The organism is Novosphingobium kunmingense, assembly GCF_002813245.1.
In the GTDB taxonomy this organism is placed as follows: Bacteria; Pseudomonadota; Alphaproteobacteria; order Sphingomonadales; family Sphingomonadaceae; genus Novosphingobium; species Novosphingobium kunmingense.
In genome coordinates, this window is record NZ_PHUF01000003.1 from 657,674 (window position 1) to 681,702 (window position 24,029).

General features: G+C 68.2%; 39 protein-coding genes. 28 read left to right on the top strand and 11 right to left on the bottom strand.

The window, feature by feature from the left end; translation table 11 throughout:
- Positions 1-20: 20 nt before the first annotated feature.
- The 9 genes from B0I00_RS09220 to B0I00_RS09260 are packed head-to-tail and all read right to left on the bottom strand — an operon-like array spanning position 21 to position 3,435.
- Positions 21-1,052, bottom strand: a complete 1,032-nt coding sequence (locus B0I00_RS09220; RefSeq protein ID WP_100867068.1) for a tyrosine-type recombinase/integrase — start codon at positions 1,050-1,052, stop codon at positions 21-23.
- Positions 941-1,222, bottom strand: a complete 282-nt coding sequence (locus B0I00_RS09225) for a helix-turn-helix domain-containing protein (RefSeq protein ID WP_100867069.1) — start codon at positions 1,220-1,222, stop codon at positions 941-943. The genes B0I00_RS09220 and B0I00_RS09225 overlap by 112 nt, the downstream gene beginning before the upstream one ends.
- Entirely contained in the window at positions 1,219-1,449 is a 231-nt protein-coding gene (locus B0I00_RS09230; protein ID WP_100867070.1) for a hypothetical protein, read from the bottom strand. The genes B0I00_RS09225 and B0I00_RS09230 overlap by 4 nt, the downstream gene beginning before the upstream one ends.
- Positions 1,446-2,099 (bottom strand): hypothetical protein, encoded by a 654-nt coding sequence (locus tag B0I00_RS09235; RefSeq protein ID WP_100867071.1) that lies wholly within the window; start codon positions 2,097-2,099, stop codon positions 1,446-1,448. Before B0I00_RS09235 ends, B0I00_RS09230 begins: the two co-directional genes overlap by 4 nt.
- A complete protein-coding gene (locus B0I00_RS09240) occupies positions 2,096-2,374 on the bottom strand; it encodes a hypothetical protein (protein ID WP_100867072.1) in 279 nt (92 codons plus the stop codon). Before B0I00_RS09240 ends, B0I00_RS09235 begins: the two co-directional genes overlap by 4 nt.
- Entirely contained in the window at positions 2,371-2,781 is a 411-nt protein-coding gene (locus tag B0I00_RS17355; protein ID WP_100867073.1) for a hypothetical protein, read from the bottom strand. Before B0I00_RS17355 ends, B0I00_RS09240 begins: the two co-directional genes overlap by 4 nt.
- Positions 2,781-2,993, bottom strand: a complete 213-nt coding sequence (locus B0I00_RS09250) for a hypothetical protein (RefSeq protein WP_100867074.1) — start codon at positions 2,991-2,993, stop codon at positions 2,781-2,783. The genes B0I00_RS17355 and B0I00_RS09250 overlap by 1 nt, the downstream gene beginning before the upstream one ends.
- 8 nt (positions 2,994-3,001) lie before the next feature.
- Entirely contained in the window at positions 3,002-3,196 is a 195-nt protein-coding gene (locus tag B0I00_RS09255; RefSeq protein ID WP_100867075.1) for a hypothetical protein, read from the bottom strand.
- Positions 3,196-3,435: a hypothetical protein gene (locus B0I00_RS09260; RefSeq protein ID WP_100867076.1), complete on the bottom strand. Its 240-nt coding sequence runs from the start codon at positions 3,433-3,435 to the stop codon at positions 3,196-3,198. The genes B0I00_RS09255 and B0I00_RS09260 overlap by 1 nt, the downstream gene beginning before the upstream one ends.
- A 253-nt stretch (positions 3,436-3,688) precedes the next feature.
- Here B0I00_RS09260 and B0I00_RS09265 point away from each other — a divergent pair, with 253 nt between their 5' ends.
- Genes B0I00_RS09265 through B0I00_RS09275 form a run of 3 tightly spaced genes read left to right on the top strand, consistent with a single transcriptional unit; the run spans position 3,689 to position 4,912 of the window.
- Positions 3,689-4,126 carry a hypothetical protein gene (locus B0I00_RS09265; RefSeq protein WP_198519186.1) on the top strand — a complete coding sequence of 146 codons (438 nt, stop codon included), beginning with the start codon at positions 3,689-3,691 and terminating at the stop codon, positions 4,124-4,126.
- Positions 4,127-4,142: 16 nt separating this feature from the next.
- The gene (locus B0I00_RS09270) at positions 4,143-4,352 is read left to right on the top strand and encodes a hypothetical protein (protein ID WP_100867077.1); all 210 of its coding nucleotides are present in this window, start codon (positions 4,143-4,145) and stop codon (positions 4,350-4,352) included.
- Positions 4,353-4,393: 41 nt separating this feature from the next.
- Positions 4,394-4,912: a hypothetical protein gene (locus B0I00_RS09275; RefSeq protein WP_100867078.1), complete on the top strand. Its 519-nt coding sequence runs from the start codon at positions 4,394-4,396 to the stop codon at positions 4,910-4,912.
- A gap of 3 nt (positions 4,913-4,915) precedes the next feature.
- On the opposite strand, the gene B0I00_RS09280 is transcribed toward B0I00_RS09275, so the two are convergent.
- Complete coding sequence (locus tag B0I00_RS09280) at positions 4,916-5,644, bottom strand: S24 family peptidase (RefSeq protein ID WP_157812514.1); 729 nt, start codon at positions 5,642-5,644, stop codon at positions 4,916-4,918.
- 86 nt (positions 5,645-5,730) lie between these two features.
- Between B0I00_RS09280 and B0I00_RS09285 the strand changes: the two genes are divergently transcribed.
- Genes B0I00_RS09285 through B0I00_RS09325 form a run of 9 tightly spaced genes read left to right on the top strand, consistent with a single transcriptional unit; the run spans position 5,731 to position 10,390 of the window.
- Positions 5,731-6,057, top strand: a complete 327-nt coding sequence (locus B0I00_RS09285) for a hypothetical protein (RefSeq protein ID WP_198519187.1) — start codon at positions 5,731-5,733, stop codon at positions 6,055-6,057.
- Positions 6,054-6,551 (top strand): phage regulatory CII family protein, encoded by a 498-nt coding sequence (locus tag B0I00_RS09290; protein ID WP_100867081.1) that lies wholly within the window; start codon positions 6,054-6,056, stop codon positions 6,549-6,551. Before B0I00_RS09285 ends, B0I00_RS09290 begins: the two co-directional genes overlap by 4 nt.
- Positions 6,551-6,730 carry a hypothetical protein gene (locus B0I00_RS09295; RefSeq protein ID WP_100867082.1) on the top strand — a complete coding sequence of 60 codons (180 nt, stop codon included), beginning with the start codon at positions 6,551-6,553 and terminating at the stop codon, positions 6,728-6,730. The genes B0I00_RS09290 and B0I00_RS09295 overlap by 1 nt, the downstream gene beginning before the upstream one ends.
- Positions 6,727-7,263, top strand: coding sequence for a hypothetical protein (locus tag B0I00_RS09300; protein ID WP_157812516.1), 537 nt, complete (start codon positions 6,727-6,729; stop codon positions 7,261-7,263). The genes B0I00_RS09295 and B0I00_RS09300 overlap by 4 nt, the downstream gene beginning before the upstream one ends.
- Entirely contained in the window at positions 7,260-7,508 is a 249-nt protein-coding gene (locus tag B0I00_RS09305) for a hypothetical protein (RefSeq protein ID WP_100867084.1), read from the top strand. Before B0I00_RS09300 ends, B0I00_RS09305 begins: the two co-directional genes overlap by 4 nt.
- 2 nt (positions 7,509-7,510) lie before the next feature.
- Complete coding sequence (locus B0I00_RS09310; RefSeq protein ID WP_100867085.1) at positions 7,511-8,464, top strand: DUF6551 family protein; 954 nt, start codon at positions 7,511-7,513, stop codon at positions 8,462-8,464.
- The gene (locus tag B0I00_RS09315) at positions 8,461-9,201 is read left to right on the top strand and encodes a hypothetical protein (protein WP_100867086.1); all 741 of its coding nucleotides are present in this window, start codon (positions 8,461-8,463) and stop codon (positions 9,199-9,201) included. Before B0I00_RS09310 ends, B0I00_RS09315 begins: the two co-directional genes overlap by 4 nt.
- Entirely contained in the window at positions 9,201-9,785 is a 585-nt protein-coding gene (locus B0I00_RS09320) for a helix-turn-helix domain-containing protein (RefSeq protein WP_100867087.1), read from the top strand. Before B0I00_RS09315 ends, B0I00_RS09320 begins: the two co-directional genes overlap by 1 nt.
- Positions 9,786-9,787: 2 nt before the next feature.
- A complete protein-coding gene (locus tag B0I00_RS09325; RefSeq protein WP_100867088.1) occupies positions 9,788-10,390 on the top strand; it encodes an MT-A70 family methyltransferase in 603 nt (200 codons plus the stop codon).
- Positions 10,391-10,392: 2 nt separating this feature from the next.
- On the opposite strand, the gene B0I00_RS09330 is transcribed toward B0I00_RS09325, so the two are convergent.
- On the bottom strand, positions 10,393-10,821 hold the full coding sequence (locus B0I00_RS09330; protein WP_100867089.1) for a hypothetical protein: 429 nt from the start codon (positions 10,819-10,821) through the stop codon (positions 10,393-10,395).
- Positions 10,822-11,006: 185 nt separating this feature from the next.
- Between B0I00_RS09330 and B0I00_RS09335 the strand changes: the two genes are divergently transcribed.
- The 16 genes from B0I00_RS09335 (at position 11,007) to B0I00_RS09410 (ending at position 24,003) form a co-directional block, all read left to right on the top strand.
- Positions 11,007-11,627, top strand: a complete 621-nt coding sequence (locus B0I00_RS09335) for a hypothetical protein (protein WP_157812517.1) — start codon at positions 11,007-11,009, stop codon at positions 11,625-11,627.
- A gap of 292 nt (positions 11,628-11,919) precedes the next feature.
- On the top strand, positions 11,920-13,860 hold the full coding sequence (locus tag B0I00_RS09340; protein WP_100867091.1) for a DNA primase family protein: 1,941 nt from the start codon (positions 11,920-11,922) through the stop codon (positions 13,858-13,860).
- Positions 13,861-14,190: 330 nt separating this feature from the next.
- Positions 14,191-14,658 (top strand): hypothetical protein, encoded by a 468-nt coding sequence (locus tag B0I00_RS09345; RefSeq protein WP_100867092.1) that lies wholly within the window; start codon positions 14,191-14,193, stop codon positions 14,656-14,658.
- 192 nt (positions 14,659-14,850) lie between these two features.
- Positions 14,851-15,198: an HNH endonuclease signature motif containing protein gene (locus B0I00_RS09350; protein ID WP_100867093.1), complete on the top strand. Its 348-nt coding sequence runs from the start codon at positions 14,851-14,853 to the stop codon at positions 15,196-15,198.
- Between the two features lie 55 nt (positions 15,199-15,253).
- Positions 15,254-15,742 carry a hypothetical protein gene (locus B0I00_RS09355; protein WP_100867094.1) on the top strand — a complete coding sequence of 163 codons (489 nt, stop codon included), beginning with the start codon at positions 15,254-15,256 and terminating at the stop codon, positions 15,740-15,742.
- A gap of 14 nt (positions 15,743-15,756) precedes the next feature.
- Positions 15,757-17,484 carry a terminase large subunit gene (locus tag B0I00_RS09360; RefSeq protein WP_100867095.1) on the top strand — a complete coding sequence of 576 codons (1,728 nt, stop codon included), beginning with the start codon at positions 15,757-15,759 and terminating at the stop codon, positions 17,482-17,484.
- Positions 17,484-18,737, top strand: a complete 1,254-nt coding sequence (locus B0I00_RS09365; protein WP_100867096.1) for a phage portal protein — start codon at positions 17,484-17,486, stop codon at positions 18,735-18,737. Before B0I00_RS09360 ends, B0I00_RS09365 begins: the two co-directional genes overlap by 1 nt.
- Positions 18,730-19,632: a head maturation protease, ClpP-related gene (locus B0I00_RS09370; protein ID WP_198519188.1), complete on the top strand. Its 903-nt coding sequence runs from the start codon at positions 18,730-18,732 to the stop codon at positions 19,630-19,632. Before B0I00_RS09365 ends, B0I00_RS09370 begins: the two co-directional genes overlap by 8 nt.
- Before the next feature lie 17 nt (positions 19,633-19,649).
- Entirely contained in the window at positions 19,650-20,906 is a 1,257-nt protein-coding gene (locus tag B0I00_RS09375; RefSeq protein WP_100867098.1) for a phage major capsid protein, read from the top strand.
- A gap of 111 nt (positions 20,907-21,017) precedes the next feature.
- Positions 21,018-21,275 carry a hypothetical protein gene (locus B0I00_RS09380; protein WP_100867099.1) on the top strand — a complete coding sequence of 86 codons (258 nt, stop codon included), beginning with the start codon at positions 21,018-21,020 and terminating at the stop codon, positions 21,273-21,275.
- Between the two features lie 78 nt (positions 21,276-21,353).
- Positions 21,354-21,905 (top strand): head-tail connector protein, encoded by a 552-nt coding sequence (locus B0I00_RS09385; protein WP_157812519.1) that lies wholly within the window; start codon positions 21,354-21,356, stop codon positions 21,903-21,905.
- Complete coding sequence (locus B0I00_RS09390; RefSeq protein ID WP_157812520.1) at positions 21,905-22,294, top strand: phage head closure protein; 390 nt, start codon at positions 21,905-21,907, stop codon at positions 22,292-22,294. The genes B0I00_RS09385 and B0I00_RS09390 overlap by 1 nt, the downstream gene beginning before the upstream one ends.
- The gene (locus B0I00_RS09395) at positions 22,291-22,791 is read left to right on the top strand and encodes an HK97-gp10 family putative phage morphogenesis protein (RefSeq protein ID WP_100867102.1); all 501 of its coding nucleotides are present in this window, start codon (positions 22,291-22,293) and stop codon (positions 22,789-22,791) included. Before B0I00_RS09390 ends, B0I00_RS09395 begins: the two co-directional genes overlap by 4 nt.
- Positions 22,792-22,795: 4 nt before the next feature.
- On the top strand, positions 22,796-23,206 hold the full coding sequence (locus B0I00_RS09400; RefSeq protein ID WP_100867103.1) for a DUF3168 domain-containing protein: 411 nt from the start codon (positions 22,796-22,798) through the stop codon (positions 23,204-23,206).
- A gap of 15 nt (positions 23,207-23,221) precedes the next feature.
- Positions 23,222-23,650, top strand: a complete 429-nt coding sequence (locus B0I00_RS09405; protein WP_100867104.1) for a phage tail tube protein — start codon at positions 23,222-23,224, stop codon at positions 23,648-23,650.
- Positions 23,650-24,003 carry a hypothetical protein gene (locus B0I00_RS09410; RefSeq protein ID WP_100867105.1) on the top strand — a complete coding sequence of 118 codons (354 nt, stop codon included), beginning with the start codon at positions 23,650-23,652 and terminating at the stop codon, positions 24,001-24,003. The genes B0I00_RS09405 and B0I00_RS09410 overlap by 1 nt, the downstream gene beginning before the upstream one ends.
- Positions 24,004-24,029: the final 26 nt, after the last annotated feature.

The following is a 24,029-nucleotide window of genomic DNA, read 5'->3' on the forward strand; positions in this document are numbered from 1 at the left end:
CTGGATAGAGCGCGAGACTTCTAAGCTTTGCGCGTTTGCTTTGTTCTCAAGGCTTTAGGTGCATCGTGTGCCCCAGATTGTGACCAGACCCCGGCGGCGACGCGGTCGAAGGCGCTGATGTGCTGGGTCGGTTCGATGTGGGCGTAGCGCATCGTGACGGCCGTGCTGCTGTGGCCAAGCGCGTCGCAGATGTCGGCGATGTCGGCGCCGGCCATCCTGGCCCAGCTGGCGAAGGTGTGGCGCAGGTCGTGGAAGCGGAAGTCGTCGAGGCCGGCGTCCTTGACCGCCTTTTCCCAGCGCTTGCGGAAGTTGGTGGTGTCGAACACCCGGCCTTTGCGCACGCGGGTGCGGCCGAGCATCGCGCGCAGCTGAGGGGTCATCCTGACGGTGTGGAGCTTGCCGCCCTTGACCGGCACGACGATCGCGCCGCGGGCGAGGTCGACCTGGTTCCAGGTCAGGCCGACCACGTTGGCCTTCCTGAGGCCGGTGGCGACGGCGAAGGTCACCGCGCGGTGCAGATCGGCGTCGCAGGCGGCGAGCAGCGCGGCGTATTCCTTGTGGCTGAGGAAGCGGATGCGGTGCGGCGGCTCGTCTGCGCGCAGGCGCTTCCACGCCAGTTCGGCGACCGGCTTGCCGTGCATCTGGCGGGCGTGGTTGAGCGCGGCCTTGAGGATCGCCAGATCGCGGTTGACGGTGTTGGCGGCCAGCCCCTCGCCGCGGCGCCTGGCCCGGTAATCGAGCAGCTTGGCGTTGGTCAGGTCGGTGATCGGCGTGTCCTTGCCGAGCAGGCGGCTCAATTGCTCGAGTTTGTGAAAGACGAAGTCGGCGCTGCGCTGGTGCTTGGCATGTTCGTCCCAGTAGGCGCCGAACGCGTCGCGCAGCCGCCAGGCGTCCTTGTAGGTGCGCTTTTCCTTGGCGGCGGCAAGCGCCTCAGCCTCGATCAGGCGGGCGTCACGTTCCTTTTCCGTGCCCGTGCTTCCTCGAAATCGAACACCGCCCCAGGTGAACGAGTACCACCAGAAGGGCGACCCTTGGCGCTGGTAGAGGGGCATTGGCGGGCTTTCTCGATGAAGGCGGCAAGATCGGTTTCGGAATAGAGCACCTTGCGCCCGAACTGGACCCAAGACAACTCGCCGTCCTGCCGCGCCTTGCGCAGGGTGCGCGGGCACAGGCGCAGGCGGGACGCGGCTTCGGCTTCGGTCAGAAGCTGGGGGGCGGTCACGCGAAGCCGGCCTTATCAAGCCAGTCGTGCAGCTTGGCTTCGACAGCCTCGCGCGCCTGTTCAACGGTCCGGGCGGTGGTCCAGTGGGCTGTTGCCCCGGCTAGATTGAAAATCCAGCTTGCCGCGTCGCCCTTCCCGTTGCGGTTGATCGATACGCGCCCGACGATGATTTCGCCGAGGTACAACGCTTCGAGGCCGTGCCAGGGTTTCCACAGAGCGCGTGTCATGCGGCAAGCCCTTCCAGCAGAAGTGCTCCCCACTGATCGGCCATGGCGGCGGCGATGCCGGGGAAGAAGCGGCTGCGTTCCTTGGCGCGGTCCGGGCCGGGCGGCATGCGGTGCACGCGGCTCCACTGGCGATGTTCGGCCGTGCCGGTTGCAGGCGGGGTGAGCCGGTTGGTCGGCGCCAGCGGCGGCAGGCCGCGCAGGTGCAGTCCGGTGGCCTTGAACTGCGGATCGCCGAACCACCAGGGCTGGACGATCTGCGGCAGGGCATAGCCGGCAATGCGCTCGCGCGCGTGCCGGTGCATGATCGGGTTCTCGGCGCAGACGCGGTCGACCGGGGCGTTCCACAGGGCCGAGAACAGCGCGGCACCTTCATCCAGTTCGCGCCACAGATCGGCGCGGGTGCGGCCGGGCGGCGGGGTGTGGAGCCAGCGGACGCCGGAATTGGTCAGGCGCGTGCAGGGTGGGTGGGCGACGATCAGCAGATCCCAGCCATCGTGCAGTACAGTGCGCACGTCGCCCGTGATGTGGCGGTTGCTGCGATCCTCGGCCGGTAGCAGATCGCACGACCAGGCATCGAACCCGCGATCGGTAAAGGCGCGTCGAACGATGCCCGAATACTCGCAGGCAACAAGGACGCGCGGGCCGGTCACGCCGCTTTCCCCTGTTCGATGGTGTCGCGCACGGCGGTGCCGGCTTCGGTGAGCCACCAGGTGCTGCCCTTGGGGGTGCCGTCGTCGGAATCGAACACCGGGCCGAAGGTGGCGAGGCCGTGTTCGCCGAGCTGGAACAGGATGCGGCGGACCTGTTCGACCGGCAGGTCGCAGTCGGCGGCGATGGTGCGGACGTAGGGGCGATGGTCGTCGCGCTGGGTGGCGAGGGCGAGCACGACTTCGCGCGCGTCGGTGCCGAGGGAGAGGTCGATCATGCCGCGATGCTTTCCTCTTGGTCCCAGCGCATCGGGCCGAGGCCGGCGGCGAGGGACAGGGGGTGGTCGAGCGCCAGCAGGTGGCGGGCGCGGGTGAGGGCTTCGGCGCTGGGCTCGCGCTCGGCGCGGCGGGTGGCGGCCTGGGCGGCGCCGCGCAGTTCGGCGGCGAGCAGGGTGCGCCACTGGGCGGCGCTGGCCTCGCGCGGGGCGTGGTCGGTCCACAGCTGCCAGCCTTCGTAGGGGCGCAGATCCTCGGGCAGCAGTGCGCCGAACCAGGCGGCAATGCCGGCCCACAGGCGGACGTGGCGTTCCGCGGCCTCGCGCTCGGCCGGGTTGCGGCGCACGGCCGCGCTGCAGCGGGCGCGGCGGCGGGCGAGTTCGTCGGCGGCGATGGCGGCAAGGTCCATCAGCTGCGTCCCTCGCGCGAACAGGTTGGGGCGGCGGCGCGGTGATCCGCGTCCGCCGCCCCGGCGACCCGCCGGGCGCGGCGGCGGTTGAACAGGTGAAAGGCCCAGGCGAGCGCGACGGCCGCGATCGCGCTGGCGAAGAACACCGCGGTGACCATGGCCATCTGATCGACCGTGATGCGGGGCAGGAAGGTGCGCAGGCGATCGAGCATGGCGCGCCTCAGTTTGGGGTCATCACGGCGAAGGCGGTCAGGCACAGCGCGGCGGCTATCAGGATGGGGGGAAGCAGGACCGGTTCGCGGGTGCGGCGCAGGTCGGTGCGGAAGGCGACGACGCGTTCGCGGGCGCGGGCATCGTCCCACTGGCCTTGCAACTGGTAGAGCGTGGGGCGGGGCTTGGCGCGGCCGAAAGGCATCAGGCGGCTTTCCGGCGGCGCTTGACCGGCGCGGAGGCTTCGTTGGCGGTGGCGCAGAGATCGGCCGCCGTAACGGTCCGCGTGCTGCTGGCGGTCTTGAAGCGTTCGTCGATCGCGATGGTCACCTGCCCATCGGCGCGGCGCTGGAGGATGCGGCAGGGCTGGGGTTCCGTGCCGGTTGGGCCGCGCAGGAAGGCGGCGGATCCGGGAAAGGGGAAGGTGGCGGCGGTCTTGAGCATGGAAGGCTCCTTTCGACGCCAATGGGTAATGCGGGATATATCCCTTTGTCAAGGCGCTATGCGGGGCAAAACCCGCGCGGCCCGTGCGGGACGCCGGTCGGTTGCGCCAAAACGGTGCAAATCGTCGGTCCGGACCGGGAGAAGGCCGTTGCCAAGTGCCTGATATGTTGGCAGCTTGGCCGGACTGGGGAAGAACACCGGTCGCAATCCCGACAACTCTGGAGATTGGCCCATGCGTGGGAAGACCTTAGTCGTGTCCTTGATTGCCCTGTCGCTCGCCACCGGCGGGTGTGCCACCAAGCGGTACGGGCGGCTGCAGCCGCTGACCGCGGCGGAGGGGCAGTATTACGATTGCAATGCGATCGAGATCGAAATCGCCAAGATCGAGGCGTTCCGCCAGCAGGTTGCGGACGGGGCGCGGTTCAACGGCGCGTCGGTGATGGGCTTCCTGGGCGACTGGGGGATCGGCAACGCGAACGAGAAGAACGCGGCCGAGCGGACGGCGACCGAGCGGATGACCCAGCTGCTGGCGCTGAAGGCGCAAAAGGGCTGCACGGCGCGGATCCAGCCTGCCGCTGGGGTGGCATCGACTCCCGCCCCGTTGCCGGCACCGGCGCTGGCCCCGGCGGCGGAGCCGATCGCGGCGCCGACGGGCAATAGCCGGGTGAAGTGCGTGACCTGCCGGGATTGAGCGGGGATCCTGATCAATGGCCCGTCGCCGCCGTGCGCGAACATCCGGGAACGAGTTCGCCAAGCCATTGCTTGGACTGGTGCTGCTGGCGCTGATCTGGGGCGCCTATGAACTCGGCGTGATCAACCTGTTTGCCGAGAAGATCGTGGGCATCAGCAAGCCCAAAGTCGAGACCAACGCGGGGGCGATCTACCGGCGCGAAGTGGCGAAGAAGGCTGGCCAGTAGCCGGACCAAGGGGGGCGCCATGTATCGAAAGGTAAGAGACGATGGCTGATCCGCCTGAAGGGCGTACCGCCGAGGCGAGCGCCGCGCTGCGCGACCTGAAAGCCTGGCTGTCCCGGCAGGACATGGTGGTCTGGTTTCTGGCCGGGTTTGCTTTGCTAGTGGTGGTGGCCCTTTTTGCCGATACGAAGCGCGCGACGCAGCCCATTTCCACACCGGAAGATGTCAAGGCTGAGGCGGCGGCCAAGGCTGCTGCTAAAAGCGCAGCGGTTCAGGCCGCCGCGGTCGTGCGCCACAAGGCGGAGCTGGCAAAGGCCTGCGACGATTGGCTTGCTGAGCTGACCAAGGCGGGCACGGTACGCGACCGCCCGTCTCCGACCCGGATCGACGTCGACGAATACCTGTGGGCCGAGTTGCCGTACCGGCAGAAGGAGGCGGTGCTGAGCCTTGTGACCTGCAGCGCGTTTGGCCAGCATGTCGTGCCAGAAGGCAAGCATGTGGCGGCCTATGGCTGGCGCGACGGCAAGCGCAAGCTGGTGCTGACCAGCGCCGGGTCGTTCTGAAGCCTAGCGTCCGACCAGTTCCTCGTAGGTGACGATGCGGTGCAGGCGGGCGACCTGGCTGCGCGGGATGCGGAAGGTGATCGGCGGGTTGAACTGCTGCAGTTCGACCACGGTCGAGGTCGCGCGGACCAGCTTCTTGACCAGCACGGTAACCACGTCACGGCCGCCGTTGCCATCATTCAGCTGGGCGACGACATAATCGCCGTGGGCCGGCGGCCGGCGCGGATCGACGATGCGGACCGAGCCCTGTTCGAGCGCGGGTTCCATCGAATCGCCGTGCAGGTCGATCGCATAGGCTTCGCGCGCGGCCCATAGCGCGGCGGGGCGGTGGATCATCCGCACGGTGTGGTCGAGTTCGAGCTGGATCCGTTCGATGTGGAGCGCGCCATCCTGCCCCTCAATGGCCAGGTCATCGCAATAGCCGGTGCCGAGCACGGGAATCCCGTCCTTATCGTTCGTGCCGCGCCATTCGGGGGGCTTGTCTCGCACGGTCGCCTCGCTGACGGGCTGATCGGGCGTCTCGCTTCGGCCGAGCAGCCAGTCGGTCGTAGTCTCGAGCTCGCGGGCGAGTTCGAGCATGACCGGCGCGGTCGGCATGCGGCGTTCGCGGAAGATGTCGCGGATCAGGTCGGGTTTTCCACTAGCCGCGATCGACGCGTCGCGGGGTGAACGGCCGAGCAGATCCAGCCTTTGCCGTACTCTTTCGGCCAATATTTCGCGTTCGGTGGGCACGCGGGGATTATCCCGCAAATCCCGCAATTCGGTTAGCGGTATATACCCCGTTGACGAATGCGGGACATATCCCGTATGCAGGGCGGGTGATGCTAGAAGCAATTCCATTGATCGACCGCCTGATGACCTGCGCCAAGGCGTGGGCCGAGGCGAACGACAGATCGCTGTCCCGGCTTGCCACGATCGTGGTCAACGACGGGAAGTTCTTCGTTCGGTGCGAGGAAGGGACGGCCAATCCGACCGCGGCCACGCTGGAACGCTTCGCCCGGTTCCTGGGCGAGCCAGCCAACTGGCCCGAGGGCGCCGTGCCCGATGCGGTTGCGTCGTTCGTGCATGTTGTCGGTGTTAGCCCGGCCGATGGGGCGGCGACAACCGGACAGGCGGACGGCATGTCCGGTCAGGTGGTGGCGTGAGCCCCGCGCTGGCCCGGATCAAGCGCCAGGTGCGCGCGGCGGTGGACGCCTGCGGCGGGGTGGACGGCGCAGCCGCCACGGCCGAGCGTGGCCGATCGGTCGCGGGGGACTGGCACAACCTGAACCACCGCGCCTTCCCGCCGCTGGATTGCGCGCTGGCGCTGGACGAAGTGGCGGTGGCGCGCGGGCTGACCCCGGCGATCCTGACCGCGCTGGCCGCCGAGCTGGGGCACGTGGCGATCCGCCTGCCCGATTGCGGCGCGGGCGAGGACGCGCTGACCCGCGCGATGGTCGAGGCCAGTGCCGAGTTCGGCGATGTGGCCCGCGCGCTGTGCGAGGCGACGCGGGACGGCGAAATCAAGGCCCGCGAAGCCGACGGCGTGGTGGTGCAGATTGATGAGGCGATGGCGGCGCTGGTCCGCATGCGGGCGGTGCTGGCGAACCCGGCGGCCGAAGCGCGCCCGGGCATCACCCGGACGGGGAGCGCGCACTGATGCTGGACTGGGGGGTGGGGCTTGTTCTGCTGGGCGTGATCGCCGCCGGGTGGCTGGCGTTCGGCGCGGTGTGGGCCGCGCTCGACTGGCTTGACGCCGCAATCAACGACGAACCGATGCCGCGCCCGCGCGCCGTGCTGCGCAGCCTGCTGTTCTGGCCGTGGGCGAACCGGTGGTGAGCGGAACACTGCCCCAGTTTGCCGATCCGGCGCAGCTGGCGGCTGCGTTCGAGCGCCTGGCGCCGGGGGCCTCGCTGGTGTGGGCCACAGGGCCATCGAGCCTGGGCACAGCGCGCAACGCGACGCGCGCGCTGGTCGATACGTGGATCGCCGAGAAGCGGGCAACCTGCGCGCACGGGCGCGAGCCGGGGCAAAGCGATCGCTGGCTGTTCCGGGTGTACCGAACCGAGCCGGGGCCTTTCCGCCGGAACGGAATCTCCGCGACCGGGAAGGCCGGTCGCGACAAGCGCGAGGACCAGAATCGCGTCCTCGGCCTTTTGGCGGACTGCGCCAGGCGGGGCACGGAATGCCCGACCAATGAGGCGATCGCAGAAGCTCTGGACCTGCCGACCCCATGGCGCGCGCGGTACCTGGTTCAGCGGCTCGAGGCAGAGGGAGAGATCCGCCTGATCGAGCCGGCACGGTTCGGCCCGCGGGTGATCGAGATCGCCAGTTCGGGCCTGCGCACCGCCAGCGTGGAAACGGCGCGATGAGCGGCGAGGGGGTTCTGCCCGCCGCGCCGGGCGTCGGCTCGTTCGCCGCCGGAATGGTGGCCGAGGCGCGCGACACGGTCGCCTATCTGCAGCGCAAGCGCGCCACCGCGCTGACCGTGGCCGAGAACAGTTCGGCGGCGCCCGAGGACCGCGAGCGGGCCGTGATCACCCGGCAGGCCATCGACGTGCTGATCGGCGACCTGGCGGCCGGGCTGCACCGCGGCGACAGCGAAAGGGAGGACTGAGCATGGTGCGTGCCGCGACCGATCGGTTGAAGTTCAATCCGCCGCTGGGCAACCTGCCGGCGCTGCAATACCTGTTGCCGCAGCAACTGCAGATCGATGCCGAATACCAGCGCAGCCTGGACACATCGTCCAGCCAGGCGCTGGTGCGCAAGATCGCCCAGCACTGGAACTGGGACCTGTGCCAGCCCTTGGTGGTGGCGCGGCGCGAGGCCGGCGACCTGTTCGTGATCGACGGGCAGCATCGTCTGGCCGCCGCCCGGCTGCGCGGCGACATCAGCCAGCTGCCGGCGGTGGTCGTGCAATACGCCAGCGCGGCGGACGAGGCGGCGAGCTTTGTCCACCTGAACCAGCAGCGGCGCCCGCTGGGCAAGCTGGACATTTTCAAGGCGGCCGTGGCGAGCGGCGACCGGGAAGCCATCCAGATCAGCGAGGCGCTGGTTGAGGCGGGGCTGTCGATCGCCAAGACGACGAACCCGGATAGCTGGTCGGCGCGGCAGATCACGAACATTGGCGGCATCGAAGCATCGTGGCGACGCCACGGCCGCAAGGCGACGACGGTCGCGCTTCACACTTTGGCTCAAGCCTTCGGTTCGCAGATCCTGCGGTATGCCGGCACGATCTTCGGCGGGATCGCGGCGGTCTGTGCCGACGAAATCGCGCGCTTCGGAACCTTTTCGGCAGAGCGGAACGAACGCTTCCAGACGATGCTGGCGCTGCGATCGCAAGAGCAGTGGCGCAGCGACGTGATGCAGGCGCGGGCCGACGATCCCTTGCTGAAGTTTGCCAGTGCGGGCGAGAAGGTGATGCGATCGGCCTGGGCCAGGGCCAGCGGCGATGGCGCGCCGCCGGCGCAGTTCGCCGGCAAGCGCTGGTGCGACCAGTGCGAGATCATGGTGACCTGCGCCGAGGCTTCCGCCTGTAAGAGCCGGTTCTGCGGCGTGAAGGTGGCGGCATGAAGCACGACACCAGTCTGCGCCGCTTCGCCACGGCCATGCCGCACGGGCGGGGCATGGTGATCGGGCCGCTCAACCAGTCGTTCCGCGCCGGGAACACGATCTTCCCGAGCCGGGTGTTCGCCCCGTCCGAAGTGCGCCGGGTGCTGAAAGACGGGCACCAGAGCCGCAAGATCGGCAGGGACGTGCGCAAGGGCCCGCGCCGGGGCTGGCCGATCTTCACCCTGACGCTGGAAGAGCGGGCATCGTGCCCGCGCAGCTGTGCCCAGTGGGGCGCCTGTTATGGCAACAACATGCAGGCGGCCGAGCGGATTGCCCACGGTCCCGAGTTGATCGCCGCGCTGGAAGACGAACTGTTCGCGCTGGCGCGCAAGCACCCGGCGGGCTTCCTGGTCCGGCTTCACGTGCTGGGCGATTTCTACAGCGCCGAATACGCCGGTTTCTGGAACCGGATGCTGGCCAGCCTGCCCGCGCTGCACCTGTTCGGGTTCACCGCGCAGGATCCCGCATCGCCGATCGGGCGAGCGGTGGCGCGCCTGGCGCTGGACCATGGCTGGGCGCGGGCGGCGATCCGCTTTTCCGGCGCACCGCATGAACTGCACGCCGCGCGGGTCATCGATCCCGGCGACATCGATCCGGATGCGGTGCTGTGCCCGGCCCAGACCGGCGCGACCGATTGCTGCGCGACCTGCGCGCTGTGCTGGCACAGCGAGCGGTCCATCGCGTTTCGGCGGCACTGATGGGCGAGGACATCCTTCCCCCGCGCAGCGGCCTGCCGCGAGCGGACGCCGATGCCGTGCTGCAGGCGGTGAGCATCGCCTTTTCGCTGCCCGAGGCGGAGCTGAGGGGCAAGGGCCGGCGCAAGCGGGTGGTGCAGGCGCGGTGCATGGCCAGCTGGCTGCTGCGCTTTCGCCTGCCGCGCTCGGGCAAGCAGCGCAGCTTTCCGTCGCTCGGCAGGATGCTGGGCGGGACCGACCACGGGACGGTGATATACCGGGTCAACAAGGCCGAGGCCCTGGCGGAGCGCGATCCGGCCTATGCCGCCAAGCTGCGCGAGCTGGCCTGGCTCGACCCGATCCTGCCCGAGGCGATGCCGGTCACCCGGCTGAGCGCCGAGGACCTGGCGCGGATCGACTGCCAGACCCAGGCGGCGATGGTGCAAGCGGCGCGGTGCCGGCACCGCGAGGCGGTGAACGATGCCGTTGCGCGCAGCCGGACCAAGCGCGGCGAGCGGGTGATCGAGGACGACACCGATGCGCGCAACCGGGCAAGCGGGAGCCTGCTGCTGGCGAAGGCCATGCTGCGGGCGCGGGTGGCGGTTTAGCGATGGAGCACCTGCCGCAGAACCACTTCGGCTGCATCCTGGCTGACCCGCCGTGGGCGTTCCGAACCTTTTCGGGCGAGAACATGACCCCGCACCGCTGCGCCGAGGATCATTATCGGACGATGACGCTGGCCGAAATGGCCGCGCTGCCGGTCTCCAATGCAGCGGCAAAGGATTGCGCGTTGCTGATGTGGATCGTGGGGTCCCACCTGACCGAGGCGATCGAACTGGCGGCAGCATGGGGTTTCACCTTCAAGACCGACGCGTTTTACTGGGTCAAGCAGCGCCTGATCGGCGGCGACCAGGCCGACCTGTTTACCGGCGACTTGCCCGAGCCGCGCATGGGGTTCGGGTACTGGACGCGCAAGCAGGTTGAGCCGTGCTGGCTGTTCACGCGGGGCAAGCCCAAGCGGATCGAGGCCGGGGTGCGGCAGGTGATCCTCGAGCCCCGGCGCGAGCACAGCCGCAAGCCCGATTGCCAGTACGAACGGATCGAAGCGCTGGTCGGAGGACCCTATCTGGAAATGTTCGCCCGCACGGCGCGGCCCGGTTGGACCAGCTGGGGCAACGAAGTGGGCAAGTTTCCCGCCGAGGTGGCGGCGTGATGTCAGACGCGTTCGCGAAGCCGATCGATGTCGAAAAGATGGATGCCTTCGACTATGGGGCCAGGGATCGTGTCGCCTTCGGCCATGAGGTAGACGGAACTGGCGCCGGAGGCATTCAGCAGGTTGGCGGTCGCATCGGAAAGCGCGGGGTCCGCGCCGCGCATTTCGCCCGCCACATCTTCCACCAGTCTGGTTGCAACCGCCACTGCACCCGCTGTGCCGCAGAGAGCAAAGACTACATCGACCGCGTGGTCGCAGTTCAGCCGGCTGAGCGCGAGAGTCGCGCTCCGGCCCAGCCTTGCGGGCGAGCGCAGGTAATTGGTCAATTCGGCGCCGAAAGCTGCAAGAGCCGCGGCATCGATCGGACCGGGTGCGTCGAGCCGCAACAACAGATCGGACGGGGCGAGAGCAGGATCGGTGTCGAAAACCATGTAGAGCCCTTTCTGTTGAGCCATCGCGCTTTGCGAAATGCCGATCGCCCACGTGAAGCGAGGCGGCGCTGGCACTTTGGCATGACTGGTCCGCGCGACTGGAAACAAATCGCCTCCAAAACGGAGAATGGTTCGCAGCGGGTTTGCCCAAAAGAAGGGCGGCTGTGTACCGCGCCGGGTTCGCAATGAGGCCGGGCGCGGACGACATGGCGTGCGAGCTGCTGAGTGCGGCCGCGGCGATGCCGTGGGCGGCGGTGCAGATGCTGCAGGGCATGGGGGCCGACCGGCACCTGATTGCGCGGCTGAGCGGGGCGGGCGACCTGGGCGTGGCGCGGGTCGAGCTGTCGGGCAACGGGGCGACCTGGACGCCCGGCGGGGCGACGCAGCGGCTGCTGATCGGGGTGCGGGACGCAGACGGCGAGCTGATCGACGTGGCGGCGCTGGCCAGCCATTGCCGTGACGAATGGGCGTTGCGCACCGGGGACGGGTGGGCGCTGGGGCTGGATATGCTGGCGCAGGCCGAACAGGCGCGCGACGAAGCGCAGGCCGCGGCGAGCCCGGCCAAGCCGCCGCGCGCGGTGCGGCTGCGGCTGTTTGCCGATCCGTTCGACTGGATGGGCGCGGGCGGCGCGGGGCTGTGCGTGCTGGACTGGGGCCTGCCGGCGCTGACTGCGCTGCGCGCGCTGGGCGAACGGGTGACGCTGACGGTCGAGGCCGGGGCGCAGGAGCGATTGCGCCAGCTGCTGGCCCATGGCGGCCTGCCGCGCGTGGAAGCGGCGCACCAGGCGCGGGGGTTGGCGGCGTGAGGAATACAGGTCGAACGACAAAGGCGCTGACGGCGTTGTCCGATGGGTCGATTTACCTTGTCGCCAATCATCACCACGTTTCGCACGCGCGGCGCTTGCTCGATCGTTGCGGTCGGCGCGGCGATTGCATCACCTTTGTCACGCTTGCTGATTTCGCCGATCGGTTGAGGGGTCTGCCGAGATCAAAGGTCTTTGACGTTGATCATTTCGTCTATGAGATCGCCTCTGCGGAGCAGGCGTCGCTAATTCAGATATATCGCGCTCGCTTTACGCTCCCACCGGTTTGCGGCGCATGACCCGGCGCAATGTGCTGACCGGCGGGGGCGATGTCCCCGCGCCCCCTGACGGCGGTCCGGATGGTTCCGCCACGGACGGCCCGGCGGCTTCATCTGCCGGGGGTGCGGGGGATGGAGCCGGGCGGCATGGAGCCGCAGGCGACATTAGTACCGGCGGCCGACAGGGACGCCTGCGCGCGGTGCCGGACTTTGCCAAGGACCTGGCCTGTGCGCGGCTGCCGCTGACCGACCTGGGCAATGCCGAGCGATGGCGGGTGCGGCATGGCGACGATTTCCGCTTTTGCCCGGAGATTGGCTGGTTCGCCTGGGACAAGCGCCGCTGGCGGCTGCTGAGCGAGGAAAAGGACCGGCTGCCCGCGCCCGTCATGCAATCGGTGTTCCTGACGGTGCGGGCGATCCGCAACGAGGCGGCGCTGGTGGCGGCATCGGGCTTTGCCCCGCCGAGCGAGCCGCTGAACGACCGCGACCTGTGGGAGTTCGAGCGCTGGGCCGAGGCGTTCGGTCTGGCCGAGCGCGACACGTACCTGCGCAGCGACAGCGATGGATCGCTGGCCCGCGCGCTCGACGCGCTGGAACCGCTGGACGTGGTGCTGGGCGCCAAGAAACAGGCGATGTGGAGCCACAAGATCGCGGCCTGGGCCAAGACCAGCGAAGGGGCGGGCAAGCTGCAATCGGTCGCCGCGCTGGCCAAGGCGTTTCCCGACATCGCGATCGAGCCCGACCAGCTCGACCAGGACCGCATGGCGATCAACGTGCTGAACGGGACGCTGCGCTTGGAACGGGCGCGGGAAAAACGGCCGAGTTCCGAGGTGGAAGCGGGCAAGAGCGAATGGCGCACGGCGGGGTGGCGGGTGAAGCTGCACCGGCACGACCGCGCCGACCTGATGACCAAGCTGGCGCCGGTGAAGTATGCGCCGGGCGCGACCTGCCCGGAATACGACGCGTTCATCGAGCGGGTGCAGCCCGACGAGACGATGCGCCGCTTCGTCCACCAGTGGGGCGGCCTATCGCTGACCGGGGACATTTCCGAACAGAAGCTGGCGTTCTTTTACGGCAGCGGGCGCAACGGCAAGGGCACCTGGGTGGAGACGGTGGCGGCGATCGTCGGCGACTATGCCGGGTCGATCCCGATCGACAGCTTCATGACCGATGCGGGCAAGCGCCGCGGCGACCAGGCGACGCCCGACATCGCCCGCCTGCCCGGCGTGCGGTTCCTGCGCGCGAGCGAGCCCGACAAGGGCGCGGCGCTGAACGAAGGACTGATCAAGCAGGTGACCGGCGGCGATCCGGTGGACGCGCGGCACCTGAACAAGGGGTTCTTCACCTTTCTGCCCAGTTTCAAGATGACGATTTCTGGCAACCACAAGCCCAAGATCAAGGGCACCGACGACGGCATCTGGCGGCGCATGCAGCTGGTGCCGTGGGGCGTGCAGATCCCGCCCGACCAGGTCGACCGCAAGCTGGGCGACCGGATGCGCGATTCCGAAGCCAGCGGCATCCTGAACCGGTTGCTGGCGGGGCTGATCGACTGGCGCACGCACGGCCTGGTCGAACCGGACCAGGTGCGCGAGGCGACGCGGGCCTACCGCGACGACAGCGACGAACTGGGCCGGTTCCTGTCCGACATGTGCGAGGTGAGCGACGATCCCAAGGTGCGGATCAAGTCGACCGAGCTGTTCCAGTTCTATGAGGCATGGTGCCAGGCGAGCGGGCGCGAGGCGTGGAAGCAGCGCGGCTTTGTCGGCGCGATGCGCGACAAGCAGTTCGAGCAGCTGACCAGCAACGGCATGTGGTGGGTCAAGGTGCGGATCCGGCCGGGCATCCTGCTCGACGACGTGAAGGCGGGCGCGTGGCGCGCGGATGATGAAAAGGGCGATTCCGGCGCGCCGGACGATGTCGGCGACGATCCGTGGCTGGACGGGCGGCGCTATGACTAAGCACATGCGCTATAACGGTTTCCCCGCGCCCCCGGTGGGCTGGTGGCCGGTGTGGAAGGTTCCACTGGAACCTTTGCCGAAGCGGGCCGATTGCTGCGATTGGAAGTCACGAAAGCCCGGTTTTCCGGGCACGTGGCGCGCGTTTGGAACCTTGGAAGGCAAATCGCGGCAGGTCCCGTGCGCGATGATGCGGGAAAAAGCAGTCCGTGGGAGTTGCCCGGTTTTGCCTTCCAAGGTTCCACATATCTTCTAACTCTCTGAAAAGAGGAATAATAAAAGGTTCCAATCAAAGGCAATCGGGCTGATTTGGCGAATGGAAGGGTGGAAGCGATGGCGGCAATGGTGACGTGGCAGGAAGCCGAGGATGCGCTGATCGAGGCGGTGGAATGCCTGGCGGCGTTGCCGGACCGCGAGCGGTCTTACCTGGCGGCGGGATCGCGCAGTTGCTGGCCGGCGATCGTCAAGGACGCGCAGGCCGACTATGCCGATGCCGACGCGGTGCCGAGCGCGCCGCTCAGCCGGCGGATGATGGCCCGTCTCGACGCGGTGCTGCTGGGCGAGCGGGCCGCCGCGCTGGCCGTGCCGGAAGGGCACCGCGCGCTGGTCGGCCGGGTGCTGGTGATGAAGCGCTGGCCGGGGCCGGAAGGCTTTGGCTGGGACGTGGTGTTCCGGGGCGAGGAACGGCACGCCAAGGCCAAGCTGGGCGTGACCAGCGATGCGCTGCGCAAGCGTTACGAGCGGGCGGTGGGCAAGGTGGCGGTGCGGATGGAGCGGTTGGGGCTGGGTTCTGCGGACTGAAATGGCGGATTTTCGTCAGGGACAACTGTCAAGCGGAACACTTTTCGTTTCTACAGAAAAGAGTGTGTCCGTTTGTCCCGCGAAATAGGCTATGCCTTGGGCACGCTGGGGCCGGTGCGCCGGGATTGAGCCCTCCCCTTGATTGCTCGGCACTCTGGCTCTGGCACCTCACAACAGACACGGGATCGAACGATGGTGCGCCTGGTAAGGCTGGCGCCGCGGCTTGCACCGATGCTGCCTCGGGTGGCGCGGGCGGCGAAGGTTGCCGACAGCTTCTACCAGTCGCCCGAGTGGGTGGCGCTGCGGGCCAAGCGGATGCGCGATGCCGACTATCGCGAGGCGAAGGCAAGGGCCAAGCCGGGCGAGCGGTTGATCCTCGATCACAAGACCGAGCGGCGCGACGGCGGTGCGGACCTCGATCCGGCGAATACGGTGTGGCTGACCTTCAGCGAGCACCAGGCCAAGACGGCGCAGGCCAAGGCCGAGCGGGCGCGGAGGCAGGGGGGTGGTCGAAAGTCCACCAGGCACCCCGCTCCCTGACCGCCGCCCCTACCATTTGGAGATTTTTTTCTTGGGTGATGCGAAATCCGGCAGGGTGGATGGGCCCGGGTGGCTGCCGTTCGACCTGCTGGGCCAACCGGTCCCGCCCAACAAGGGCTGCAAGGGTCGGCCGCAGCACGTGCCGACGGCGGAAAACCTAGAAAAAGCCGTGCTGCTATACGCGCAGCGCAAGTCGGACGCCGACGTGGCGGCGGCGCTGGGGATCTCGATCCCGACCCTGAAGGAACATTATTTTTCGACCCGCGAGCTGCAGGCGATCCGCCGCAACGCGCGGGCCTTCGTCGAGGGCGAGCTGCTGGCGCGGCTCAACCGGGATTCGCTGGCCGGCAAGACCGGCGCGACCGAGAAGCTGCTGAAGCGCCTGGACAAGGCGGGGCTGGCAGCGCTCGGCGAGAGGATCAAGGACCGGGGCAAGGCCGACAAGGCAAAGCCGCTGGGCAAGAAGGAAGCGCAGAAACAGGCCGCAGGCGAGGTCAAGGGGCGGTTCGCGCCGCGCCAGGCGCCGCCGCAGCTGATCCACTGAGGCCCTGAAGGGCCATGGAATGGTCGACGGCCTGCCTCGATTGGCGGGAACGGATCGTCGCGGGCGACAGCCTGGTGCCGATCGCACCGCTGTTCCAGGCCAGCGCCGACGAAGCGCTGGGCGTGTTCAAGGCGCTGCAGGTCACCGACCTGCCGCAAAAGCTCGACGGGACCTGGCCGACGCTGGGCGAGGTCTGCGACAACTGGGTGTTCGACTTCGTCGGCGCGATCTTCGGGGCACAGGACCCGCAGACCGGGGCGCGGCTGATCAGCGAGTTCATGCTGCTGATCAGCAAGAAGAACGGCAAGTCGATGATTGCGGCCGGCATCATGCTGACCGCGCTCATCCTGAATTACCGGCACAACGCCGAACTGCTGATCCTGGCGCCGACGCTGGAGATCGCGAACAACAGCTTCGATCCGGCGGCGGGCATGGTCCGCGCGGATCCCGAGCTGAGCGAGCTGCTGCACGTGATCGAGCACCAGCGGACGATCAAGCACCGGGTGACCGAGGCCGAACTGAAGGTGGTCGCGGCCGACAGCGGCGTGGTCGGGGGCAAGAAGGCCGGGTTCGTCCTGGTCGAGGAATTGTGGCTTTTCGGGAAGAACCCGAAGGCCGAGGCAATGCTGCGCGAAGCGACCGGCGGCCTGGCGACGCGGTCCGAAGGGTTCCTGATCTCGATCACGACCCATTCGGACGAAGCGCCGGCGGGCGTGTTCAAGGCGAAGCTCAACTATTTTCGCGACGTGCGCGACGGGGTGATCGCCGACGCGACGTGCCTGGGCGTGCTCTACGAGTGGCCCAAGGATTTGCTGGAAGCACAGGCCTACGAAGACCCGGACAACTGGTACATCACCAACCCGAGCCTGGGCAGCGCGGTCACCCGCGAGTGGCTGGAAAAGGAATACGCCAAGACGCTGGCGGGCGAGGGCGAGGGCAAGCAGATATTCCTCGCCAAGCACATCAACGTCGAAATCGGGCTGCGGCTGCGGCGCGACCGCTGGGGCGCGGCCGATTACTGGGAAGCGGCCGAGGAACCGGGCCTGACGATCGACGCGCTGCTGGCGCGGTGCGAGGTGGCGGTGGTCGGGATCGACGGCGGCGGGCGCGACGACCTGTTCGGCCTGGCCGTGGCGGGGCGCGAACGCGACACCGGCGTTTGGCTGGTGTGCTGCCGCGCTTGGGCGCTGCAGATCGCGCTCGAGCGGCGCAAGGACATTGTGACCGACCTTCGCCGGTTCGAGGCCGAAGGGACGCTGCGCCTGGTCGAGACCGGGCAGGCGCTGGTCGAGGACGTGGCCGCGCTGACGGTGCGGATCCGCGACAGCGGTCTGATGCCGGCGGTCGGCGGGGTCGGCGTAGATGCCTGGGGCATGGGCGCGCTGGTCGACGCGCTGGTCGCGGCCGGGTTCGACCAGGGCGATGCCGTGGCGCGCCGCGCCGGGCAGATCGCCCCGGTGCGCCAGGGCGTGGGCCTGACGGGAACGATCAAGACGACGGAATTCAAGCTGGGCGACGGCATGCTGCGGCATGACGGGTCGGCCCTGATGGCCTGGTGCGTGTCTAACGCGCGGGCTGAACTGAAGGGAAGCAACGTGTACATCAGCAAGCAGATGGCCGGTGCGGGCAAGATCGACCCGCTGATCGCCATGCTGAATGCCGTGCAGATGCTGGAAGTCGGACCGGTGGCCGACAGCGACGGGCCTTCGGTCTACGAAGAGCGCGGGCTGCTGGTGGTCTGATGAGCTGGCTCGACCGGTTGTTCGGCCGCGAGGTCGAAGCGTCTGCGCTCGGCTTGCCGCAAGCGTATGGCGTGCTGGACCTGAAGCGCGACATCGGCCTGGGCCTGCTGTCGGGCGGCTATGCGACGCGGTCCGGGCGCGCGGTCAGCGAGCGTTCGGCGATGTCGAACGCGACGTTCCAGCGCGCGGTCACGCTGATTTCCAGTGCGGTCGGCATGCTGCCGATGAACTTGCACCAGAAGCTGGGCGACGGGTCGATCGAGAAGGCCGACGCGCATCCGGTCCACCGGCTGCTGCGAAAGATGCCGAACAGCGCCCAGACGCCGTTCGAGTTCAAAAGCTACATGCAGGGGCGCGCCCTGCTGCACGGCGATGCCTATGCCTACAAGGTGCCGGGGGTGCGGGGGCCGCAGGCGCTGTGGCCGCTCGATCCGCGCCGCATCACGCCGGTGCAGGACACGGCCGATTTCCGGCTGCGGTTCAAGTACCAGCCCAAGACCGGCGCTGAAAAGGTCTACGAGCAGGCGGAGATATTCCACCTGCGCGCGCCGTGGTCGAGCGACGGGCTGACCGGTGAAGGGCTGCTCAAGCTGGCGGCCGAGGTTCTGGGCATGGCCGACGTGGTCGACGAGACCGCCGCTGCCATCCTGCGCAACGGGACGCAGCCGGGCGGAGCGCTGACCCATCCCAAGGAATTGAGCGATGCCGCGGTCAACCGGCTGCGCCAACAGATGCGCGACCGGATGCAGGGCGCGGAAAACGCCGGGCGCTGGTTCGTGCTTGAGGAAGACATGAAGGCCAATCCGTTTCCCAGCAACGGCAAGGATCTGGAGCAGGTCGCGCAGCGCAAGTTCCAGGCCGAGGAAATCGGCCGGGTGTCGGGCGTGCCGCGACCGCTGCTGATGTTCGACGAAACGGCCTGGGGTTCGGGAATCGAGCAGCTGGGGCTGTTCTTCGTCACCTACTGCCTGATGCCATGGTTCGTCGCCTGGGAAGAGGCAGTGGCGCGCGACCTGCTGAGCGAGCGGGACCGCGACAGCCATTACGCCAAGTTCAACGAAGGCGCGCTGCTGCGCGGCAGCCTGAAGGACCAGGCCGAGTTCTTCGCCAAGGCCATCGGCGGTCCGGGCGCGGGCGGCTTCATGTTGCCCGACGAAGCCCGCGAAAAGATGGACATGAACCCGCTGGACGGCGGCGAAGGCCGGCGTCCGGCGTGGAAACAGGACACTGCACAAGGAACCGGCGATGCGTAAACTGCCCAAGATCATGGCCCAGGCAGCCGGAATTGGCGCGCGCCCGGGCGCGCTACCGGTGCCCGCCGACCGCAAGGTTTCGGCGCTGACCCTGCCATCGGTGCTGGATCGCTGGACCGAGGATGCGGCCGGGGTGCGTCCCGCCGCTCTGTCCAGCGGCGATAACGTCATCACCATGTTCGACATGATCGGCGAGGATTTCTGGTCGGGCGGCGGGATTACCGCCAAGTCGGTCGGGGCGCAGCTGCGCGCGATCGGCGACCGCCCGGTCGAAGTGCAGATCAATTCGCCGGGCGGCGACATGTTCGAAGGCATCGCGATCTACAACGTGCTGCGCGAACACCCGCAGCCGGTGATCGTCAAGATCATGGGCATGGCGGCAAGTGCCGCCTCGATCATTGCCATGGCCGGCGACACGGTCGAGATCGGCGCGGCCAGCTTCCTGATGATCCACAATTGCTGGGTGATGGCCGTCGGCAACCGCCACGACATGGCCGAGGTTGCCGAATGGCTGGCGCCGTTCGATGCCGCCATGGTCGAGGTCTATGCCGCGCGCAGCGGCCAGAAGTCGGCCGACATCGCCAAGTGGATGGACGCCGAAAGCTACATGAGCGGATCGGTGGCGATCGACCGCGGCTTTGCCGACAGCCTCCTTGCGGCGGACCAGACCAAGCAGGACGAGAAGGCCAAGGCGAGCGACCAGGCCACCAATTCGCTGCGCGCGATGGAGCTGACGCTTGTGCACGCGGGGCTGACACGCAGCCAGGCGCGCAGCCGCATCAACGAAATCAAGGGCACGCCCGGCGCTGCCCAATCCGAACCTACGCCTGGCGCTGGGGACGGCGACTGGATGGCGGAAGCGTCCAAACTCCTGGCCAGCCTCCGGGCCGGCTGAACCGAAGGGAAATCCACATGCGAAACCTGATGAAGGCCAGCTCTGCGCTGGCAGCCCTGTCGCTTGCCTCGATGCCGCGTGCGGTCACTGCCGCACCGCGCGCCGATGCCGGCGATCCCGCCGCGCTGTTCGCTGAACTGCGCAAGGCGCACGAAGACTACAAGTCGACCGTCGAAGCCAACCTGGGTAAGAAGGCCGATGACGCCGTCGTCCAGGCGAAGCTCGACAAGCTGAATGCCGACATGAGCGACCTGACCACGGCGATCGAGGAAGCGCAGCGCAAGCTGGCTGCCGCCACGCTGGGCGGCACTGGCGGCCCGGCCGATCCCGAGCACGATGCCCAGATCAAGGCCTATATCCGGTCGGGCACCGTCCCGACGGTGCAGGCGGCGATGTCGGAAGGCACCGATTCGGCCGGTGGTTACATGATCCCGATCGAATGGGACCGGACGATCAACAACAAGCTGAAGCAGCGCAGCCCGATCCGCGAGAACGCCCAGGTCGTGACCATCGGCGACCGCGGCTTCATCCGCGTGTTCAACGACGGCGTGATCGGCTCGGGCTGGGTCGGGGAAACCGCGGCGCGGCCGGAAACGACCACGCCGGGCCTGACCACGCTGACCTTCGAGCCGGGCGAGATCTATGCCAACCCGGCGGTGACGCAGCGCATGCTGGACGATGCCGGGTTCGATCTCGAACAGTGGCTGACCAGCGAAGTCGACGGCGAGTTCGCCATCCAGGAGAACACGGCGTTCCTGTCGGGCAACGGCACGAACAAGCCCTATGGCATCCTGACCTATGTCACCGGCGCCGCCAATGCTGCCCGCCATCCGTGGGGTGCGATCACCGCAACGACGGCCGCCGCCGTGGCCGCGATCGACCCGGACGAACTGCTGTCGCTGGTCGGTTCGCTGCCGAGCGAACGCGAAGCCAACGCCAAGTTCTACATGAACCGGTCGACGCTGTTCGCCCTGCGCAAGCTGAAGGATGCCAACGACAACTATCTGTGGCAGCCGAATTATGCCGCTGGCGAACCGGCTACCCTCCTGGGTTACCCGGTGGTCGAAGTCCCGGGAATGCCGACGCTGGCCACCGGCAACGTCACGGTTCTGTTCGGCAATATGGAACAGACGTACCTGGTGGTCGATCGTCTGGGCACCCGCGTGCTGCGCGATCCCTTCACCAACAAGCCCTACGTCCACTTCTACACCACGAAGCGGGTCGGCGGCGGGGTGCAGAACCCCGAATACATGAAGGCGCTCAAGATGGCCTGACGCTTCGGCGTGAGGACCGACAGGCGGGGCCGCCCACGCGGCCCCGCCCTACGCGTCCCCCGGTGCGCCGGGCGACGCGTAGGGCGGGAGCGTTCAACGAAAGGACAGACCATGACTGCCAAGAAGACATCCGGCGCGGCCACGACCGTCGCCAAGAAGGCCGGCTCGGCCTTGAAGCCGGCCACCGAAACCGCTGCCAGCGGCGCGTTGATCGAGAAGGACCTGGCCGAGGCCAGCGTGATCGATCACCCGGCGGTCGACGCCAATCCGCGCGACGGCGTTCCGGCGCAGAGCAACCAGATCGACTTCAACGATCCGACGCTCTCGCCGGAAGAGGCCGTCGCGAAGAACCTCGCCGATCAGGACTGATCGGGTCGCAGGGGTGCCGCTTCACCGCACGGGGAGCGGCACCCCATCAATTCCTGACCGACGAACGGGGCGCTGCCGGTGACCAATCCGACGCTGATCACTGCTGCGACCGGGCTTCCGGTGGCGCTGGACGTGATCAAGCAGTTCAGCGGCTATGAGGACAGCGACAAGGATGCGCTGTTCACGCTGCTGGCGAAGGCGGCGGTCAAGCTGGTCGAGGAATGGACCGGGCGGTCGCTGGGCGAGCAGACCTGGCAGCTGACGCTGGCGGGGTTCGATTGCCCGATCGAGCTTTCGCGCGGGCCGGTGCTGGCCGTGACGGGGATCGAATACGATCCGGCGGACGGCGGCGATGCGATCGACCTGACCGACACGGTGTGGTCGCTCGACCTGGTTGGCGATCCGGCGCGGGTGGTGCTGGACGATGGCCAGTCGTGGCCGGCGCTGGCAACCACGCCGGGACCGGTGCGCGTGACCTATACCACCGGCTATGCCGCGGTGCCTGAACCGCTGCAGCTGGCGATCTGCGCGATGGTGCGCGACGCCTTCGACAACCGGGGCATGCCGGCACTGAGCGGAGCGGTGATCGACAGCCTTTCGCCCTATCGCACGCTGTGGATCTGCGCCTGATGGTGGGCGCGGTGCGCGCCGGGCGGCTCAACCGCCGGGTGACGATCCTGCGCCGCGGGGCGGGCAGCGACGATGGTTACGGCAAGGTGCCGGGAGCCTGGCAGGTGCTGTGCGCGCGCGACGCCTCGATCAAGCCGGCGCGGCGCAACGAAGTCTACGAAGCGGCCGGGACCGAGGGCAAGGCCGAATTGACCTGCTGGCTGCGGCACGACAGCGTGACGCGCACCATCGCCGAGACCGACGCGGTGGTCGAGGGCGGGCGATTGTACGAAATTGCCGCGACGCCGATGGAAGTCGGCAACCGCGAAGGGATCGAACTGCGGATCGTTGCAGGCGACGGCGGCGCGGTTCCCGATGTGGACGATCTCGAGCCGTGGACCGCGCCATGAGCGGCCTGGTCAAGGTCGAAGGGCTGGCCGACCTCGAAAAGCTGCTGTTCGAGCTGGGCAGCCCGAGCACGGCCCGGCGGGTCGGGCAGCGGGCGCTGCTGACCGCGGCCGAACCGATGGTCGAGGCGATCAAGGGCCTTGCGCCGAAAGACGAAATGAACCTGGCGGCGTCGGTCAAGGCGCAGGCCAGCAACCGCAACCGCAGGAATGACGTGGCCGAGGTGGTGATAGGGATCGACGGGTCGGTCAAGCCGACCACGACGGTGCCGCGCCAGCGCGCCGGCGGCAAGCGCAAGGACGCGGTCAAGGACCTTGGCGTCAGCGGCTATGGTCCGATGCAGGAGTTCGGGACCGAGAAAATGGCGGCCAATCCTTTCTTCCGGCCCGGCTTCGATGCCACGGCGGAAACGGTGATCCGGCGCACCGGCACGACCATCGGGCCGGAATACGAAAAGGCGGCGGCGCGCCTGGCCAAGCGGCGGGCGCGGGCGGGCTGAGGCGGTGGACTGGGAACAGGCCCTGCGCCAGCGGCTGCTGGACGATGCCGGCTGCGCGGCCTTGCTGGGCAGCTTCGACGGGGATCCTGCGGTGTTCTGGACCGAGCGGCCGCAGGGCGCGCCCTATCCGTCGCTGGTGCTGACCGTGGTCAGCGATCCGCGGCCGCAGACCCTGAAGGGTTTCCAGGGCAACCGCGAAAGCCGGGTGCAGGTGGACTGCCGCGACGACGGCGCGACCCGCGGCGCGGTGAAGGCGCTGCGCGAGGCGGCGATCGCGGCGCTGGCGGGGCCGTTCGTGAGCGGCGGCGTCCGGTTCGGGCGCAGCCAGTTCGGCCCGGTCCGCGACCTGAGCGAGAAAACCGAGACCGGCTTCGTGCACCGGGACAGCTTCGATGCACTGATTTGGCACGATTGACGAAAGGAAGACGAAATGGCCGATGAATCGACCGGTTGGGGCGGTGAGTTCCACCTCCACAACGGCACCGCGCTGACCGAGTTGGTCGGCGTCAGCGAAGTCGGAACGCCCGAGGTCACCGTCGACTTCGTGGATTCCACCCATCTCAAGTCGCCCGACAAGTTCAAGGAATTCCTGGCGACGCTGAAGGAAGGCAGCGAGTTCGACGTGGTCATGAACTATGTCCCGCGCTCGCCCACCGACCTGCTGTGCCGCGCGCAGCTGACCCAGAAGCGCGCCTTCAAGATCGTCGAGCCGGACTTCGACGGCGAGGCGGTGCAGGACATTGACGGGACCGGCCTGGTGATCGGCTACAAGCCGAACCCGATGACGCCGGGCGAGATGCGCACGGCCACCCTGACGATCAAGGTCAGCGGCTCGCCGACCTATGCGGCGTCGGCCTGATGAGCGCGGCGCACACCGTCGTGCTCGATGCGGGTGATCACGGCCCGCTCAAGCTGGTGTTCAAGTTCGGCACGCTGCGCAAGGCCGAGCGCGAGCTGGGCCGTTCGCTGACCAGCGCGATGGCCGAGGGCAACATCGGCTTCGATGAACTGTCGGCGATCTTCTGGGCGGCGCTGCAGCCGAGCCTGCTGATCACCCGCGACGGCAGCGACGACCTGATCGACGCGATCGGGGTGGTCGAGGTCACCCGGGCGGTGATGGAGGGCGTCAGCGCCGCGTTCGGCAAGGGCGAGCACGACAAGGCGGACGATGCCGCCGCGGGGGAAGCAAAAGCAGCGAAGAAGGCCAGGTAGGCTCTCCTTCGCTGCTGACCCTGCTG

Coding starts and splice junctions, on each gene's coding strand:
- B0I00_RS09220 (WP_100867068.1), bottom strand. CDS start 1,052: ATGCCCCTCTACCAGCGCCAAGGGTCGCCCTTCTGGTGGTACTCGTTC.
- B0I00_RS09230 (WP_100867070.1), bottom strand. CDS start 1,449: ATGACACGCGCTCTGTGGAAACCCTGGCACGGCCTCGAAGCGTTGTAC.
- B0I00_RS09240 (WP_100867072.1), bottom strand. CDS start 2,374: ATGATCGACCTCTCCCTCGGCACCGACGCGCGCGAAGTCGTGCTCGCC.
- B0I00_RS17355 (WP_100867073.1), bottom strand. CDS start 2,781: ATGGACCTTGCCGCCATCGCCGCCGACGAACTCGCCCGCCGCCGCGCC.
- B0I00_RS09250 (WP_100867074.1), bottom strand. CDS start 2,993: ATGCTCGATCGCCTGCGCACCTTCCTGCCCCGCATCACGGTCGATCAG.
- B0I00_RS09255 (WP_100867075.1), bottom strand. CDS start 3,196: ATGCCTTTCGGCCGCGCCAAGCCCCGCCCCACGCTCTACCAGTTGCAA.
- B0I00_RS09260 (WP_100867076.1), bottom strand. CDS start 3,435: ATGCTCAAGACCGCCGCCACCTTCCCCTTTCCCGGATCCGCCGCCTTC.
- B0I00_RS09270 (WP_100867077.1), top strand. CDS start 4,143: ATGGCCCGTCGCCGCCGTGCGCGAACATCCGGGAACGAGTTCGCCAAG.
- B0I00_RS09275 (WP_100867078.1), top strand. CDS start 4,394: ATGGCTGATCCGCCTGAAGGGCGTACCGCCGAGGCGAGCGCCGCGCTG.
- B0I00_RS09295 (WP_100867082.1), top strand. CDS start 6,551: ATGCTGGACTGGGGGGTGGGGCTTGTTCTGCTGGGCGTGATCGCCGCC.
- B0I00_RS09305 (WP_100867084.1), top strand. CDS start 7,260: ATGAGCGGCGAGGGGGTTCTGCCCGCCGCGCCGGGCGTCGGCTCGTTC.
- B0I00_RS09310 (WP_100867085.1), top strand. CDS start 7,511: ATGGTGCGTGCCGCGACCGATCGGTTGAAGTTCAATCCGCCGCTGGGC.
- B0I00_RS09315 (WP_100867086.1), top strand. CDS start 8,461: ATGAAGCACGACACCAGTCTGCGCCGCTTCGCCACGGCCATGCCGCAC.
- B0I00_RS09320 (WP_100867087.1), top strand. CDS start 9,201: ATGGGCGAGGACATCCTTCCCCCGCGCAGCGGCCTGCCGCGAGCGGAC.
- B0I00_RS09325 (WP_100867088.1), top strand. CDS start 9,788: ATGGAGCACCTGCCGCAGAACCACTTCGGCTGCATCCTGGCTGACCCG.
- B0I00_RS09330 (WP_100867089.1), bottom strand. CDS start 10,821: ATGGTTTTCGACACCGATCCTGCTCTCGCCCCGTCCGATCTGTTGTTG.
- B0I00_RS09335 (WP_157812517.1), top strand. CDS start 11,007: ATGAGGCCGGGCGCGGACGACATGGCGTGCGAGCTGCTGAGTGCGGCC.
- B0I00_RS09340 (WP_100867091.1), top strand. CDS start 11,920: ATGACCCGGCGCAATGTGCTGACCGGCGGGGGCGATGTCCCCGCGCCC.
- B0I00_RS09345 (WP_100867092.1), top strand. CDS start 14,191: ATGGCGGCAATGGTGACGTGGCAGGAAGCCGAGGATGCGCTGATCGAG.
- B0I00_RS09350 (WP_100867093.1), top strand. CDS start 14,851: ATGGTGCGCCTGGTAAGGCTGGCGCCGCGGCTTGCACCGATGCTGCCT.
- B0I00_RS09360 (WP_100867095.1), top strand. CDS start 15,757: ATGGAATGGTCGACGGCCTGCCTCGATTGGCGGGAACGGATCGTCGCG.
- B0I00_RS09365 (WP_100867096.1), top strand. CDS start 17,484: ATGAGCTGGCTCGACCGGTTGTTCGGCCGCGAGGTCGAAGCGTCTGCG.
- B0I00_RS09370 (WP_198519188.1), top strand. CDS start 18,730: ATGCGTAAACTGCCCAAGATCATGGCCCAGGCAGCCGGAATTGGCGCG.
- B0I00_RS09375 (WP_100867098.1), top strand. CDS start 19,650: ATGCGAAACCTGATGAAGGCCAGCTCTGCGCTGGCAGCCCTGTCGCTT.
- B0I00_RS09380 (WP_100867099.1), top strand. CDS start 21,018: ATGACTGCCAAGAAGACATCCGGCGCGGCCACGACCGTCGCCAAGAAG.
- B0I00_RS09390 (WP_157812520.1), top strand. CDS start 21,905: ATGGTGGGCGCGGTGCGCGCCGGGCGGCTCAACCGCCGGGTGACGATC.
- B0I00_RS09395 (WP_100867102.1), top strand. CDS start 22,291: ATGAGCGGCCTGGTCAAGGTCGAAGGGCTGGCCGACCTCGAAAAGCTG.
- B0I00_RS09405 (WP_100867104.1), top strand. CDS start 23,222: ATGGCCGATGAATCGACCGGTTGGGGCGGTGAGTTCCACCTCCACAAC.
- B0I00_RS09410 (WP_100867105.1), top strand. CDS start 23,650: ATGAGCGCGGCGCACACCGTCGTGCTCGATGCGGGTGATCACGGCCCG.